This is a genomic window from Colwellia sp. MB3u-4, from assembly GCF_014077065.1.
Lineage (GTDB): Bacteria > Pseudomonadota > Gammaproteobacteria > Enterobacterales > Alteromonadaceae > Cognaticolwellia.
This window is the reverse complement of the sequence record NZ_JACGVE010000068.1, coordinates 186074-203098: the sequence shown is the minus strand read 5'-3', so window position 1 is coordinate 203098 and position 17025 is coordinate 186074. Positions and strand designations below refer to the sequence as shown.

Genomic DNA, 17025 nt, shown 5'->3' with positions numbered 1-17025 from the left:
AATTACTTTGGTGTTTTGACCAGTTGCGACAAAATACTATCGCGTAATACCTTTAGGCTAATTGGCTTAGCAATATGCAAGTTCATACCCGCCGCTAAGCATTGCTGTTTGTCTTCTTCACGGGCGTGAGCTGTCATGGCGATAATGGGTAAGCGGTTATATTGTGGTTGAGCGCGAATGTGCTTAGTGGCGGTTAATCCGTCCATGATGGGCATTTGAATGTCCATCAAAACAATATCAATATTTTCCAGTGGTAATTTCTCTAACGCCTCTTGACCATTTTGTGCAACAGTCACTTGCGCCTGCATGGACTGCAATAATTTAACCGCCACCAATTGATTAACCAGATTGTCTTCAACTAACAATACTTTCAATCCAGCTAGGCTGCCTACTTTTGGTTGCACCGCATCTAGCTCATGACGGTTAGTCGTCATTTTATTATCCATTATGGCGCCATGTGATGAGAGCCGACAAAGCTCCTCGGCCAACTTAGCAATAACATTTCGGTATAACGGCATTTCAAGCAACAAGTAATTAATACTATTGCGGTTTAATTGCTCAAGTAGCTCAGCTGAAATAACACTGGCTATTGGCTGACATAACGCCAGTACAGCGACCTCTTGCTTTATTATATCCAATTCACTTTTCAACAAATCTTGCGGATACTTGCTACTATCGATAAGTAATATTTTATCTGCTTTAGCATCAACCGTTTTTAGCGCTGAAAAACTTGAGATGTCTATCACAGATTGCGCAATATCAGTAAAGTTCTCTCGTAATTTTTCGGGTATATTTACCGATAAATTCAGCACAGTACTGGTCGAAAATTGCGGTCGAAACTTAGTTAAGCAATGTGCAGAGTAACCGGTATCGCAAACCGGCATATTGGGTGCGTCCATAGGTAAAGCTAAGGTAAATTCAGCGCCCTGGCCTAAAACACTGTCAATAGTGATTTTGCCACCCAGTAAATGCGCAATATGTTGGCATATTGATAACCCTAGCCCTGTGCCACCATAAACTCGGGTCATCGACTCATCGGCTTGTTTAAATGCTTCAAATAAGCCCGTTTGTTTTGATTTTTCTATACCTATGCCGGTATCTTTCACGGTAAATAACACGGCGATATTTTTTGCATCGACCGGTTCGGTGGTGGGGCAAGATAATGACACGCTAAGCGCAACTTTGCCGCGCTCAGTAAATTTAATCGCATTATTAAGTAAATTACTCAGCACTTGCACTAAACGCATAGTGTCAGTATGAATATCTAATGGCACTTGGCTATCAATGGCAACACTTAAACTTAGCTCTTTGCCAACGAGTGCCCCAATATTAAGATTAAGTGCTTGCGATACAATACTTTCCAGTCCAGTCAGTTCTTTATGTACAGACATATTTCCTGACTCTACCTTGGCCGAATCAAGCAATTCGTTTACTAAATAAAGCAAAGTATTTGAAGCGGTTTGAGCATTACCTAAATATTGCTCCTGAGCCTTATTTAAACGCGTTTGTTGTAAGAGAAAAAACATCCCTTGCATGGCATTTATCGGCGTACGAATTTCATGACTCATATTCGCCAAAAATTGGCTTTTAATTTGGTTAGCTTCTTCGGCTTGATTTTTCGCGCGCTGCAGAGCTTGGTTAATCTTAAATTGCTCAGTCACATCGCGAATTAAAATAATACTGCCAAGTAATTCATTAAACACCCCATAAAACGGCGCTTGATAAATTTCATAAGTATTATGCTCAGTCGGCACCGTTTGATGATGCGCCACAAATGAATGACCTCGCTGACTTTGACTAATATTCTGCGCCACTTTTTTGCTGATATCAGCCGCAATAAAATCATTAATTTGATCGCCTAAAATATCAACTTCTTTTCGTAAGACCCGTTTTTCAACGGCCTGATTACAGCCAATTAAAGCGCCTTGTTGATCGTTAAATAGAATGTAGTCTGGAATCGCATCCATCACTGAGCGTAACAGTGCATAGTCACGCTGATGTTGCTCACTTTTATGTGATAACGCTTGAGTTTTTTCTTTTACTCTCGAATCTAGCTCAATGTTTTGATCCTTTAAACGCTGCATTAAACTGCGATTTTGGCCAAATAAATCTTCGACAATTTTAAACCAGTGCCGCCACTCGGCAGAAGGTTTTATTTTACCGGGATCACCCGCTGAACAATGTTCAATATGCCTAATGAATTTTTTAGAGGGACCGATAAATAAGCGATAGGTAACGTAATAAACCACCACTAATAAACTTAAAAAGCCAAAAGAAATACTGATCAGTATCGACAAAAAACGCTGATTGATCGTAGTATAGAAACTTTCTTTGTGATGATACTCCAATAAAATCCAGTCATTAATAACCAACTTCTGCTGCTGAACAACCCAATCACCAATTTCAGCACTTGGCATAATATTGAGTAACGATTGATAACTGAACTGGTTTAATTGCGACGGTGCAGTGTCACTAAAAGCGGTTTGTGCATTTAGCGGAAGATTGCTGTTATTTTTATGCAACAAAACATGACTTTGCTTATCAACAATAATATAGCCGTGCTCTACTTCGCTTACCTCAGGCAAATAGTTATATAAGCCCGCCGTATTCATATCAATGAGCACCGCCCCTTTCATCTCATGGTCTAAATACACTCCCATACCTAGCATGGTGTTTAAACCTTTACTCGCCGAGTCAACATAAGGCCGTGCCCAAAGCTTTTCATCCTTGTGCTTTGAGGTTTTTATCTTCAGCATTAACTCATTACTTAAACTTTGATCATTGTATTGCCAGATACTTCTGGGTACCCAAGGATATAAATTAACAAAGCGTTGCATTGAAATGTAATACAGCCAGTTAGCTTCTTTGATTGACTTTTTTGCAGTAACAAATGCCGGCGTTAAAGCATTGGCCATCGTTAGCTCATGCAGCAAGGATTGATTGAAAGTGTCAATACGACCAACGCCGGTAATATTGCCGCTCATCATATGATGATTAGTGCTTAAATTTTGTCGATTTTTATCAAGGTAAAAGTACTGACCTTCTTGTCGCAAAGACGGCGGCTGACTGGGTAATTCTGCCGGGAAACGCAAATAATATTCAGCTAAATCACGTATGCCCGCGAGGGTTTCTACCGTACCGGTCAGTTTATTATTAAGCTGCGCACTATATTCACTCAGCTTAGCTAATTTATAGTCTCGAAAATCTTGGCGGGCGAGATAATAATTATAAGAGATGATAATAAAAGTCAGCAGCATAATGCTGGAAAAAACCACAATGACTGATTTATTGTAGCGTTGAAGAAGTTGCTCTTTTGAATTTTCTACTAACACTAACAAGTCCTAATAATGATATAGAGGCAAGTGCGCTAAAATTTAGCTCATCGGCAAGTTACCTTTAACTTTATGACCTAATATTAAATCAAAGTACTGACTGAGGACAGCACTGAAAAGGTTAACGGTGATATTGTAACAAATGGATAATATCACCGCCGCACTAAATTTTTATAGATTTTCTTCGGCAAATGACGCTAAACGACTACGCACAACACCATTTAAGTTGATGTTACTGCTACCTGGAAAATTTTTAAAACGCTCAACAATGTAGGTCAAACCGGAGGTTACTGCGGTTAAATAGTTACTATCTATTTGCGCTAAGTTACCTGAACACACTATTTTTGTGCCTTCACCACAACGGGTAATAATGGTTTTCAATTGTGAAGCCGTGAGGTTTTGACATTCATCAAGTAGCACCAAAGTATTTTGAATGCTGCGACCGCGCATAAAATTGACTGATTTAAACTGAATGTTCGCTTTATCAATAATATAGTTAAGACTACCATTCATATTTTCATCTTGTTTGTGCAACACTTCTAACGAGTCGGTGATAGCGGCTAACCAAGGTGCCATTTTTTCTTCTTCCGTACCGGGTAAAAAGCCGATTGACTCTGCGATTTCAGGGGTGCTGCGGGTGACAATAATTTTATCATAAAGCCCACGCTCTATCACTTGCTCTAGCGCGGTTGCCAAGGCAAGTAAAGTTTTTCCACACCCAGCTGGGCCGGTAAGAATGACTAAATCAATCATGGGATCAAGCAAGGCATCCATTGCCATACCCTGATAGATATTTTTTGGATGAATGCCCCACGCTTGTTTTGCCATTAAACGCTCACGACTCAAATCGGTTATCGCTAAGTTTTCATCGTCCAACCCGGTAATTTTACCTGCGAAGTGTTCGCCTTCGTCAATCAGGTATTCATTGATATAGCCATTAGGCAGTAAATCACGCTTGATATAGTGCGTGGTATTACAGCCCTCTGTTTCACTTTCACAGTCATGAACCTGTTGCCAGAAATCACCCGGAAATTGATGATAACCTTTGGTTAAAAACTTAATATCATCAATGAGTTGATCTGTGCGGTAATCTTCAACAAAAGCAAGTCCAGCGCCTTTTGCCTTTAAGCGCATGTTAATATCTTTGGTGACTAGCACCACTTTATTATCTGGATGTTTGGCTTGTAAATAAATCGCGCTACTAATAATGCGATTGTCATTTTCATTAAAAGACAACTTCACCTGACTCTCGTCTAAGGCATAATCGTTGAAAATAGATAAACAACCACTGGGGTGTAGGTCATCGTTTTGCGGTAATTTAACGCCTGCTAGTACTTGTTCTGGCGTGGCATTAACTAAGGTATCTTCAAGCGCTCTAATCGCTACTCGCGCATCACGACTGACATCTTTGTGGCGGTCTTTGATAGAATCTAATTCTTCTAGTACCGTCATCGGCACCACCACATCATGTTCTTTAAAAGAGAGGAAAGCGAAGGGTTCGTGTAATAATATATTGGTGTCTAAAACATAAATAATTTTATTTGCTGTCATATGAAAGTCCTTTCCCAAGTTGAAGGCTGCACAGTATTCTTGCTTAAAACTGCTGCTAGAAACCAAAAAATTGATAATTCATCTAACCAAAACAATGTCATTACTTGTTCTTTTTTACCATAGCGTTACCGTCATAAAAAGCCATGATAAAAAGCCGTCATAAAAAGCCACTATAAAAATAATCCTAATAAAGCTTATGCTATTAAGCTTATGCTATTAAGCTTATAACCACTTTGACAGCTTACTTTCCCGCAAGCAAGCCGCTTTTGCGGGTTAAGCGCTAAGTCATATCCATCATTATTGGACTGAAAAGGCTCTATTACTAAAAGTAAAACTAAATTCTATAAATTTAAAGCAAAAAAAGTCGCCTTTTACCGATTTATTTAATGATCACTTCTATGATTAACGGTACTATAGCGCCCTTTTTTTGGCGTGCATTTTTTGCGCGAGTTATTGAGTTGGAGTTTTTTTCTATGTCATTTTACCCTGGACAACGCTGGATTAGTGATAGTGAGTCAGATCAAGGACTAGGTACGGTTACCGCGGTCGAAGGTCGTTTTGTTACTATCGTGTTTACGGCTACAGGGGATGCAAGACAATACGCCATAGATAATGCCCCTCTAACGCGAGTCATTTTTAATACTGGCGATAGTATTCCAAGCCATGAAGGCTGGTCACTTAATGTCGAATCTTCTCAAGAAGACAAAAACTTACTGACTTATTTTGGTACTCGACAAGACACAGGTGAAGCCTGCTCGATAAAAGAAATGATGATTGATCATTTCATTAAATTCAATAAACCTCATGACCGTCTACTGAACGGCCAAATTGATCGCCTAGATTGGTTTCGCTTACGCAAAGATTGCTTACAGCATCAATTTAGCCAACAACAATCTGATTTAACTGGCCTTAGCGGTGGCCGTGTGAGCTTGATCCCACACCAATTATATATTGCCGAAGAAGTTGGTAGTCGTTTTGCGCCACGGGTTTTATTAGCCGATGAAGTCGGCTTAGGTAAAACCATCGAAGCGGGTTTAATTATTCATCAACAATTGGTCACAGGGCGTGCTAAACGTGTGCTGATCATAGTACCAGAGTCATTGATGCATCAATGGTTGGTTGAAATGTTACGCCGCTTTAATTTGTCGTTTAGTATTTTTGATGAAAGTCGCTGTGAAGAAATCACCGCTAACAGCGAAGAGGAAAATCCCTTTAGTTCTGAACAACTGGTGCTGGTCAATCTGGGTTTTATTACCAAAAACCCTCGTTGGTATGAAGCTATTATGGATGAAGAATGGGACTTGATGGTGGTTGATGAGGCGCACCATTTAAACTGGCAGCAAGATAATGTCAGCATTGAATACCAATGTATTGAACAGTTAGCGCAAACTATTCCTGGGGTGTTATTGTTAACAGCAACACCCGATCAATTAGGCCATGAAGGTCACTTTGCCCGTTTGCGTTTGCTTGATCCTGATCGCTTTTTTGACTATCAAAAATTCACCGAAGAAGAGCTGCATTATACCGAAGTCGCCAATGCGGCCAATACTTTGGTTACCGATGAGCCATTAGCGACTGAACAAATAACCACCTTGACCAACTTATTGCACGAAGCTGACGTTAGCGCACATATCGCAGCGATAAATCATCTGGAAGAAGCAGCTAAAAAAAATGCTCGCCAGCACATTCTTGACCAGCTTTTAGACCGTCATGGCACTGGCCGTATATTATTTCGTAATAGTCGCAACACCATTAAAGGTTTTCCAGGTCGTGAATTACATGCCACACCACTGGTGATGCCAGAAGCCTATCAAGACTCGATCAATGAACTATTATTGTCGGGCACAACTGAAGATTTAAAGTCGCAAGCACAAGCAAAACTCTTGTTTACGCCCGAAATATTGTTCAGCTTAGATAGCCATGAAGACTGGGCTGATATTGACCCACGTGTTGACTATTTAATCGCACTATTACAGTCGTTGAAAAAAGAAAAAGTGGTGGTAATTTGTGCACATGCGCAAACAGCAATTGACTTGGAAAACGCCTTACGTGTTAAAGAAGGTATGCGTGCAGCAGTATTTCATCAAGGCTTAAGTATTTTTGAACGCGATCGTGCGGCCGCTTATTTTGCTCAAGATGAAGATAGCGCCCAAGTGCTACTGTGTTCTGAAATTGGTAGTGAAGGACGTAACTTCCAATTTGCTCATCATTTAGTGTTATTTGATTTACCACTTAACCCTGATTTACTTGAACAACGTATCGGGCGTTTAGACCGTATCGGCCAAACAGAAATTATTCGTATCCATGTGCCCTACTTTGAAGAGTCAGCGCAGAGCTTACTGTTTAATTGGTATACACAAGCGTTGAACGCTTTTGAACATACCTGCATTACCGGTCACTCGGTGTTTAAAGCTTTTGGTGAAAGCTTATTTGAGCTTGCACTTAGTGCCAACTGGGACTCTAGCGAAGCACAAAACTTGATTGAGCAAAGCCATGAAAAGCATCTGACCATCAAACAAGATTTAGAAACCGGTCGTGATAAACTGCTTGAGTTACATTCTTCTGGCCAAGGTAAAGCCCATGCTTTAGTGGAGAAAATAGCAAAATTAGATCAGCAAATTCATTTGCCACAATTTATGTTTCAGCTGCTAGACGTTTTTGGTATTCAACAAGATGATAAAGCCGATAACGCCATTGCCCTGCAGCCTTCTGAGCATATGTTATGTGCCAACTTTCCGTGCTTACCAGAAGACGGTACCACCATTACCTTTAATCGTGACACCGCCTTAGCGGTTGAAAATTATCAGCTGATCACTTGGGATCATCCTATGGTGCGCGGCGCGATGGAACTGGTACTTTGTGATGAAATTGGTAACGCTAGTATTGGTGTTTTGAAAAATCCCGCACTACCTACCGGCACATTTTTCTTAGAGTGCATATTTACCTTAGCCGCCATCGCACCGAGTAATTTGCAACTAGGGCGTTATTTGCCCACTACGCCTATTCGGATATTAGTCGACAAAAATGGCAATAACCTTGCTGATAAAGTTAGCGAAACCGTATTAGATCAACAATTATCACCGGTTAAAAAGCAAGTGGCATTACAGTTAGTTAAAGCACTTAGAAGCCAAGTGGCTCCGTTAGTCGCCAAAGCAGAAGACCATGCCGAGCAGCAAGTTGATTCGATTCAACAAAAAGCGCTAAAAGCCATGCACCTAGCTATGGATGAAGAGCATCAACGCTTAACCGCGCTAAAAGCGATCAACCCAAGTGTGCGTCAGCAAGAAATTGACTTTATTCTTATGCAAAAAAAGGCTTTGGCTGAATATATTGAAAAAGCAAAAATTCAATTTGAAGCGGTACGTTTAATTGTGGTCAGCAACTAAGTCAATACAGACTAAAAGCTAAACACTAAAAGCTCTTGATAAAAGCCATCAGGCTGGGCATATTCTGTCACCTGATGGCTAGCTTACCAACATCAAAAAGTACAACCTTCAACAGTACAAGCGTTTAAAAGGAAAACAATAAAATGGCTGCTAACCCTGACTTTATTTATCAGCCTCAAATGCGCCCCTACCTTGATATTATTTATCACGACAATGATATTGTGGTCGTCAATAAATCCAGTGGTTTATTGACCGTATCTGGCCGTTTACCTGAGCATCAAGACTGTTTAGAAAGTAGAGTGCACAAAGTATTGCCCACGGCAACTATTGTGCATCGATTAGACATGGCGACATCGGGTATTATGGTGATGGCACTTAATAAACCTGCGCATGTGGCTATTAGTCGCCAGTTTGAAAAACGCTTAACGCAAAAAAGCTATATTGCTCGGGTCTTTGGTAAGATTGAAAAAGCGCAAGGCTCTGTTGAGCAACCCCTAATGGGTGATTGGCCTAATAGACCAAAACAAAAAATAGATCATCAACAAGGTAAAGCGGCATTAACGCATTATAAGGTATTAAGTTATCGTAAAGATATTGATGGTCAAACTAGCACCTTAGTTGAGCTGACACCCATAACAGGACGCTCTCACCAGTTGCGCGTGCATATGCTGTGGCTTGGCCACCCAATACTCGGTGATCGACTTTATGCCCACGAGCAAGCCTTGGCGATGAGTAGCCGTTTACAATTGCATGCCCAAATGCTACAAATAAGCCATCCAGTGACAGCGCAAACCTTAACATTTTCAAAAGCCTGTCCGTTTGATTAACACCAAGAGCGGCGAGAGCTAGTTAAAAGCTAGTTAAAAGCTAATTAAAGAAAGCCCCACTAGCGTCGATAATATCACTAGAGCCGGTTTTGTCGCGCTTAATAATCCGTTATTAATGATCCGTTATCGACCATCAGTTACTGATACTCAATGTGCAGTTATTGCTCAGTCACCCATTTGAGGAAGTTTGCTTTTTATGCGCTTAAACATACGCCCACTATTTTTATTCATCGCGTTAACGACCTTAAGTCTATTAGTTAACAGCGCGCACTCATGGGCAATGGAGACTGCTCCGCCTGAAAAGCCAACGGATAACACGAGCTCAACAGCGCCAAAAAGCACTGAAGCTGACACTAACACTGAAACTGAAGCTAGCACTGCGCCAACAAAGTCCACAGAAGATAGCCAGCAAAATAAAGTCATGATCAAGGCACCTGTTGATGCTTTTGAGCAGCAGCAGCAAGATATTAAACACTACTTAGCGCAAGAAAAAATAGTGCCATTACTGGTAGGTACTGACAGCTACCTTACGGTCATTAATGAACACACCACGGCAATTAATAAAGGCGTGATGGTGTTAATTCCTGATTGGCAACAAAGCATAGCAACACCTAATGCACTCAATCAGCTAAGTAGCAATATGCCACAACATGGCTGGACCACCATTACCTTGCATCCCCCGCATAAACCGCAAAGCTACCCTTCACAAGCCTTCACGGCGCAAGAGCGTAGCACTGAAGATATTGAGACCTTAACAAACTATGAGAAAAAATTTGCTGATGTTATGCAAGCAGTCATTACAAAAGCGAAAAGCTACCCAGGCGTCATTATTGTGGTGGCAGAAGGCAATCATAGCGCCGTATTACTGAATATCTATCAACAAGCATTGGTGGCCGAACCCAGTGCTTTAGTGATGCTCAGTAGTTATATGCCGACCTTGCCCGAAAACGATAAAATTGCTCAACAACTCGCGCTAAGCGATTATCCTATACTCGATTTATATTTGCAGCGCGATCACCGTTTAGTACTGGCCAGCGCAAAAATGAGAAAGGATTTTGCCCAAAGAGCCATGAAAATATATTACCGACAAAGACAATTAAGTAATCAAGCTACGGGTTACTATCCGAAACAAACCTTAACCAAAGCTATTATCAGTTGGCTAAGTGCGATGGGTTGGTAATTAAAAGCAGCTATCAGTTTGAAGTTATAAGCTGTCAGTAAAAATAAACACCAACTGCATGTTGGCATTGTCTGACAACTGACAGCTTTAAACTTATCGCTAAAAGTAGCTGTCAGTTTGAAGTTATGAGCTGTCAGTAAAAATAAACACCACTGCATGTTGGCATTATCTGACAACTGACAGCTTTAAACTTAGAACTAAAAAAGCTGTCAGTAAAAATAAACACCAACGGCAAGTTGGCATTGTCTGACAGCTGACAGCTTTAAACTTATCGCTAAAAGCTCTTAATTCGGCCTTGTTTCAACCCCGATCTCTGGTCGCTTTCTAAAGAGACTAGCGATATCTTCTTTAATCAAATAAAGCGCTGGGATCAAAAACAGTGTGATCACAGTCGCAAAAACAATACCAAAACCTAATGAAATCGCCATCGGTATAATAAACTGAGCTTGTAAGCTTTGTTCAAAATATAGTGGGAAAACACCAAAAAAAGTGGTTAGTGAGGTGAGTAATATCGCCCTAAATCGTTGAGTACCCGCTTGACTCACAATGTCGAACATTCGCATACCTGACCCTTTCGCTTTATTGATAAAGTCGACCATGATTAAACTGTCGTTAACCACAACCCCAGTTAAAGCAATAAAGCCAAACATCGACATCATGTTGATCGTGCGGCCCAGCAACCAATGGCCGATAATGGCACCGATAATACCAAAAGGAATAACCGACATAATCACCAAGGGTTGGCTATATGATTTAGTTGGAATAGCGATTAAACCATAAATCAAAAACATCGCACCAATGGCAGCAAAGCCGAGTTGAGATAAAAAATCAGCTTGATCTTTACTCGCCCCTTCAACACCGTATTCCACACTGGGATAGTCCGCTAAAATTTCAGGAATATAATCATCATTCATTTCACTGACCACTTTTCTTGATTCAACCTTATCGCTGTCAATATCTGCTGAAATGGTGATTGAACGCTTCTGGTTAATCCGGGTAATCGTGGAAAAACCTTGGCCTATTTCAATATCAGCCACTTGATAAAATGGCACTTTTTCACCTTGAGGTGTTCTAATCCACATATCTTCTAGATCAGATACCGATAAACGGCTAGCTTCAGGATAACGCACCATGACTTTCAACTCATCACGGCCACGTTGAATACGCTGTGCTTCATCACCATAAAAGGCTTGCCTGACTTGTTTGGCTAAGTTCGACAAGGTTAAGCCCAGTACTTCTGCTTCTGGCTTGATACTAAGTTTAATTTCTTGGCTGCCTCGGCTAAAAGAATGTCGTACATCGTAAACACCATCATAACTATTCAGTTGCGCCTGAATAGCCTCAGCTGCCGCTTCAAGTTCAGTATCATTTTGACCGGTTAACTGAAATTCAATCGCAGCACCGCCGCCGGCATTAGTGCCAGCAAAAAAGCGTAACTCTTTAGCGCCTGGAATTTCACCAATTTCATCACGCCAAAGTTTCTCTATTTGATAAGCGTCGAGCTCACGTTGATCGGGTTTGACTAATTCTAACAATACATTGGCAACGGTATTACCGTTAGTGAAGATCATTTTATGCTTAATAAAACTGACGCCATTATACTTATTTTGTTTCGCTATAGTCTTAACGGCTTTCTCTACTTGTGCTATCGCTTTATTACGTTGATGCGCAGGAGAGCCGTCCACCATAATAAGATTACCTTGAATAAAGTCGCTTGGAATATTAGGGAACACTTCTAACTTAACAAACGCTCCGGTAATAAGGCTAATCGACAAGATTAAAATCGCCACAAATATTGCCATGGTGTTGTAGCGGGCAATTAAGGCCTTTTCAAGAAAAGGCTGGTAAACAGTATGAATAAATTTTTCAAGCTTTTCCTTGAAACGCATTTGAAAACGCTCAAGAAAATTTGAATTTTCAGCGCTTAACGGGACATATTTCATGTGCGATAAATGGGCTGGCAATATCCACTTTGATTCAATCAGTGAAAATATTAAGCAAAAACTCACCACAATAGAAATAGAACGGAAAAAGGCGGCAAAAGTGGCATCAATAAACAATAACGGTGTAAATGCCGCTATGGTGGTAAGCACACCAAAAGTTGCTGGCATGGCTACACGCATGGTGCCGCGAATAATATTATCGCGAGAATGACCATATTTCTCAATTTCGGCATAAGCACTTTCACCAATCACAATGGCATCGTCTACCACAATCCCCAGTACCATGATAAAGGCGAATAAGCTCAGCATGTTAATTGATACCGACCATTCACCTAATAATGGCATCATTAACAAGGCACCAAAAAAGCTAATGGGAATGCCTAACATCACCCAAAAAGCGATTTTTATTCTTAAAAACAGTGTTAACACGATAAAGACTAAAAACGCCCCAATCAACATATTGTCAATCATCATGTCTAAGCGCTCAGACAGATAATATGAGCTATCTCCCCAAACGGTTAATCTCGCGCCTTTAGGTAATTGCTGATTTTTATCATCAACGTAGCCTCGCACTTGGGCAGCAATCTCTAAATCATTTTGATCACCGGTTGACTGCACCATAATGCTTGACGTGTTTTCATCATCAAAGGTGGCAAAGTCTGCTTGCTCAACAAAGCCATCGTTAATGTTAGCAATGTCTGACAGCACTAAGCGCGTACCGTCGACATGGGTTCGCAACACTAAGTCGCCATATTCATGTCCGGTGTAGGCTTGACCTTCTGTGCGCAGCAAAATATCACCACCGCGCGCTTTAATCGTGCCACCGGGCATGTCTAACGATGAAAGACGCACCGCCTGAGTAATGTCGTCAAAGGTCAGTTGGTACTCTTGTAGTTTTTCTTCAGACACTTCGATGCTAATTTCATAGTCACGGTTGCCAACAATTTCAGCGCTGTTGACACTGGGTAATGCCATGATTTCATCACGAATATTTTGCGCCATCACTTGTCGGGCGCGTCGCTCCATTGAGCCGCTAACCGACAACCACATCACCTGACCTTTAAACTCTTGTTTAGTGACTATCGGTTTTTCAGCTTGCTCGGGGAAAGTGGTAATGGCGTCAACTTGCATTTGCACTTCATCAAGTTTTTCTGACATTGAATAGCCTGATTGCAATTCAATAGTGACAATACCCACACCTTCTCTAGCCGTTGCTGTAATACGCTTTATACCTTCAATATCTTCTAATGCTTCTTCAACTTTTAAAATGACTGATTGTTCAACTTCTTCTGGTGCGGCACCTAAATGAGGCACCATGACCTGAATACTATTAGCGTTAAACTCAGGAAACATTTTTTTATTAATGCCCTGATAAGAAAAGTAGCCTGCCACTAAAATAAACACCATCAAGAGATTAGCCGCAACACTATTGTGCGCAAACCAAGCAATAATACCTGTGTGTTTTTCGTCGTTATGGGCTTGAGTCAACTCGCTCATTCGTCGTCACCTTGCACCTTGGTAATGCTATTTTCGCTTGGGGCTTTTGGGGTATCTTTTAGCTCTCCTAATACACGTAGCGCCATGCCCTCGACAGGCGCTTGCATTTGAGTGGTAACCAATCGAAAGCCGGCGCCAAAGCTGTCATGGCTATAAACATAAGTAGCATCGTTGCGTAAGATATTAATTTCTTGAATATGCAGTTTATTGTCTTTGTCTACTAAGTAAACTCTATTGGCGCCATGTAAGGCATCACGGGGGATAATGACAATATCTTTAACTTCTTTGCCTGAAATTTTGGCATTAACAAAACTGCCAATGCGCAGCTCTTGGTGTTTACTCGATGATAAAACACTATAGGGGTCGTCAATTTGAGCAATGACATAATGCACACGACTTCGACTGTCCACTTCGCCTTCATAACGCGTTAAGTTTGACGCCCAACGATGCTCAGTGCCATTAACTTTAGTGTAAATATCCACGGTTGAGCGACTGCTTTGCTGAGCATTAATTTTTGGTAAATTCAAAAAGCCGACATCACGCGGCTTAATGGGTAACCTAACTTCAGCATAATCAACGGCAAATATGGTTGTTAAAGCCGAGCCCATAGAGACATATTGACCTATATCTACTTGTTTTTCTTTTACTATTGCATCATAAGGTATGATTATTTTAGTACGCGCTAACTTGACTTCTGCACCAATAACATTGGCTTTTGCTGCTTTGATATCAGCTTTCGCTTTTTGTAATTGCGGTAAGCGTAAAGCAAGTACTGGCGCTTCAGACAAAGCTCTTTTGGTTAACAACCATTGCTCTTCTGCCTGATCTTTTTTCGCTTGCTCTTCAATCAACAGCGCTTTAGCGGCATCTAATTGCGACTGTGCTTGTAATAATGCCACTTGGTAATTAATGTCATCAATACTCAATAACACTTCACCTTGAGTAAAAAAACCACCGACATTAAACTTCTCGTTGACGAAGGTTATTTGTCCAGAAACCTCCGAAATTAACTGAGTTTGTGTACTAGGTAAAACACTACCTTGGCTGGCAATAACAAAACCAACATCTTGTCTGGCAATCTTTTTAACTTCCACCAGCGGCGCTTTAATAATGACAGGTTTTTTCGCCGGTTTAGGTGACAAAACCGTAAAAATAATTAAGCCGATAACAGCGACTAAAATGATAGCGATGGGGGCTACTACGAAGCGTAGTGGGATCATGCGTTGGTTTTTTTTGTGGTTATTTTCAAGCGCAGAGTTCATCATCAATTCTCAATAAATTCTCAATTAAAGCTTAATAAAGGCTATGCCAAGGACGTTTATATCTTAATTATTACTCTCTTAATAAGATAATAATAACTCTCTTAATAAGAGAGTAATAATCACTTAGCCTGATAAGTCAACCAGGCTAAGTGATAACTATTTATTAAGAAACTTTGCCCAAGACAATAATATTTCACGAAAATCTTCACGCCCACAAGACGATGAGTCATGTTGATCAAAATCAATGTCTTCTTCCATCAGATCCTCTGGCAAGACCTCGACCCCATTCATACTGGCATTGGTTTGCACTGTGACATCGCCACGATTAAAAACCACGGTATATTCACTACCCGTTATGGTGATCTCCAATTTTTTCTCTTGTTCAATCTCGGAAATTGCAGATAATAAATTTGCCAACTTTACCGGGTCAGCGCCCACTTCAACCTCTAACCAAGGTCCGATAACTTCATGCTCAAGTGAAAACTTAGCTATGGCGCCACCGGTTATTGGATCGTTTATAAATTGATATTCCATACATACCTCATTTTGAAAAATCTTTGGGAAAGCCCTATTTATACTAAACGGATTATATCACTAGCCACTTAGCGAGAATAATTAAAGCCAATTTAGTATTAAGACGGGTAATTGTTACTTTGCGACAGCAGCAGTGCTTAACATTAGGCTTAACATTAGGCTTAGAACACCAGTGCTATTAATAAAATAGTCACCATGTTTTCAAGAAAATCTACAGCTTAGCTTTACGATGTTTAGCGAATTGCTGTCGCAGCTTAATTGTAGCAAAATCATAGTTTTTAACACGAGATTACGCGCACTTGTTTACTATTTTTTATCCTCACATTAAAAATGGCAATTCAACCAACCTCAACTCAGTATAATTAGTACAGATGAGTGCTATAGACGACTATATCTCTTTGGTAAAGCTGCCATGAGCTAAAACACATGTGCTAGCAATGATATTTTTATCATCTATGGTTCAATCGGATACACCTAGCCCCTATATTAGAAACCAGTCACTCGGGTAAATGACCATTGAACTTAAATTGGGTTACAACGTCTATAAATTACCTGTCTATTTATCTGATCGTTATATCCTTGTGAAAAAAGGAACTTTCACCGCCGTTTTATTATCGCTAATTGTGCATAGCTTAATACTTTTCGTTATGTTCGTAACCCAGCCCGGCCAACAAAAAATAGTAAAATCACCCTCGAAGCATGCGCCAATAAAAAGCTTCATCTATTATGCACCCAAGTTAGACAAAACCGAGCTAAAGGCCATTAAAACAAAACCGCTAGCAAAAGAAATACCCATTGAAGACCTGCCTACGGTAAAAAAAAACCATGAAAATGCGAAAATGAAACAGGCATCAAAACCTAAAAACACAGAAAAACTCATCGATAAAGCACTTGATAAAACACTCAATAAAGCACTCAAAAAACCCTTTAACGATACAATAAGCCAGGTAAGCGAATTACCTAAAGCGCGGCCTAAAACGTCACAACCAAAGCCGTTACCAGAGCCAACGAGAAGCAAGCTAGATAGTTTCATGCAATTACAAAGGCTGCGCAGTAAACTTAATCAAAACTCAGTGTCCAATACCGATAATCCTTATCAAAGCGAGCAACCGCCTTCTATCTTTAATAACGACGTAAAGACGGTGCCTCATTCAGTACCGTTAAAAGATGAAGCACAAACACGTGAAAAAAATACTAAAAATATGGGCGCAGGTATAGCCATTACCAAGGGTGATGACGGCAGATGCTCGATAACTCAGGATTTGAGCGCCTACGGCCTAAGCGAAGGCTCATCAACACAGTTTTTTAGCTGTGGGGAGTCAAAATTTGATACAAGCTTTCGCGAGCACATGAAAAAAGTCAAGGCTAAACTAGGTAAAAAATAGGCTATCTAATTTCTAACTAATTGCTAACTAAGCGCTAACTAAGCGCTAACTAAGGATTAAACTAAATAAGAAATAAGCTAGGTAGATAGCAAGCTAGGTAATTTTATCAACTTAGCTGTCACAATCGA

At 40.5% G+C, this 17025-nt stretch carries 9 protein-coding genes; 4 read left to right on the top strand and 5 right to left on the bottom strand.

Features of this window, described 5'->3' with window-relative positions; translation table 11 throughout:
* Nucleotides 1-2 precede the first annotated feature (2 nt).
* Both H4J61_RS18060 and H4J61_RS04570 read right to left on the bottom strand, forming a co-directional pair.
* Nucleotides 3-3332, bottom strand: coding sequence for a response regulator (locus tag H4J61_RS18060; protein WP_182184041.1), 3330 nt, complete (start codon nt 3330-3332; stop codon nt 3-5).
* Between the two features lie 171 nt (nt 3333-3503).
* The gene (locus tag H4J61_RS04570) at nt 3504-4883 is read right to left on the bottom strand and encodes a PhoH family protein (RefSeq protein ID WP_182184039.1); all 1380 of its coding nucleotides are present in this window, start codon (nt 4881-4883) and stop codon (nt 3504-3506) included.
* Nucleotides 4884-5356: 473 nt separating this feature from the next.
* Between H4J61_RS04570 and rapA the strand changes: the two genes are divergently transcribed.
* The 3 genes from rapA (at nt 5357) to H4J61_RS04555 (ending at nt 10276) form a co-directional block, all read left to right on the top strand.
* Nucleotides 5357-8269: an RNA polymerase-associated protein RapA gene (gene rapA, locus H4J61_RS04565; protein ID WP_182184037.1), complete on the top strand. Its 2913-nt coding sequence runs from the start codon at nt 5357-5359 to the stop codon at nt 8267-8269.
* A 143-nt stretch (nt 8270-8412) separates the two neighbouring features.
* A complete protein-coding gene (locus H4J61_RS04560) occupies nt 8413-9096 on the top strand; it encodes a pseudouridine synthase (RefSeq protein WP_182184035.1) in 684 nt (227 codons plus the stop codon).
* Between the two features lie 196 nt (nt 9097-9292).
* A complete protein-coding gene (locus H4J61_RS04555) occupies nt 9293-10276 on the top strand; it encodes a DUF3530 family protein (RefSeq protein WP_182184033.1) in 984 nt (327 codons plus the stop codon).
* A 284-nt stretch (nt 10277-10560) separates the two neighbouring features.
* Here the strand turns inward: H4J61_RS04555 and H4J61_RS04550 are convergent, their stop codons facing one another.
* From H4J61_RS04550 to H4J61_RS04540, 3 genes are all read right to left on the bottom strand, one after another.
* The gene (locus H4J61_RS04550) at nt 10561-13716 is read right to left on the bottom strand and encodes an efflux RND transporter permease subunit (RefSeq protein WP_182184031.1); all 3156 of its coding nucleotides are present in this window, start codon (nt 13714-13716) and stop codon (nt 10561-10563) included.
* Nucleotides 13713-14981, bottom strand: coding sequence for an efflux RND transporter periplasmic adaptor subunit (locus H4J61_RS04545; RefSeq protein ID WP_182184028.1), 1269 nt, complete (start codon nt 14979-14981; stop codon nt 13713-13715). Before H4J61_RS04545 ends, H4J61_RS04550 begins: the two co-directional genes overlap by 4 nt.
* 153 nt (nt 14982-15134) lie before the next feature.
* Nucleotides 15135-15512: a YacL family protein gene (locus H4J61_RS04540; RefSeq protein WP_182184026.1), complete on the bottom strand. Its 378-nt coding sequence runs from the start codon at nt 15510-15512 to the stop codon at nt 15135-15137.
* Nucleotides 15513-16021: 509 nt separating this feature from the next.
* Here H4J61_RS04540 and H4J61_RS04535 point away from each other — a divergent pair.
* Entirely contained in the window at nt 16022-16897 is an 876-nt protein-coding gene (locus H4J61_RS04535; RefSeq protein ID WP_182184024.1) for a hypothetical protein, read from the top strand.
* Nucleotides 16898-17025: the final 128 nt, after the last annotated feature.

What these genes read in the sequence shown, in the direction of transcription:
- H4J61_RS04555 (WP_182184033.1), top strand. Translation starts at nt 9,293, where the DNA reads ATGCGCTTAAACATACGCCCACTATTTTTATTCATCGCGTTAACGACC.
- H4J61_RS04550 (WP_182184031.1), bottom strand. Translation starts at nt 13,716, where the DNA reads ATGAGCGAGTTGACTCAAGCCCATAACGACGAAAAACACACAGGTATT.
- H4J61_RS04545 (WP_182184028.1), bottom strand. Translation starts at nt 14,981, where the DNA reads ATGATGAACTCTGCGCTTGAAAATAACCACAAAAAAAACCAACGCATG.
- H4J61_RS04535 (WP_182184024.1), top strand. Translation starts at nt 16,022, where the DNA reads ATGACCATTGAACTTAAATTGGGTTACAACGTCTATAAATTACCTGTC.
- H4J61_RS04560 (WP_182184035.1), top strand. Translation starts at nt 8,413, where the DNA reads ATGGCTGCTAACCCTGACTTTATTTATCAGCCTCAAATGCGCCCCTAC.
- H4J61_RS04540 (WP_182184026.1), bottom strand. Translation starts at nt 15,512, where the DNA reads ATGGAATATCAATTTATAAACGATCCAATAACCGGTGGCGCCATAGCT.
- rapA (WP_182184037.1), top strand. Translation starts at nt 5,357, where the DNA reads ATGTCATTTTACCCTGGACAACGCTGGATTAGTGATAGTGAGTCAGAT.
- H4J61_RS04570 (WP_182184039.1), bottom strand. Translation starts at nt 4,883, where the DNA reads ATGACAGCAAATAAAATTATTTATGTTTTAGACACCAATATATTATTA.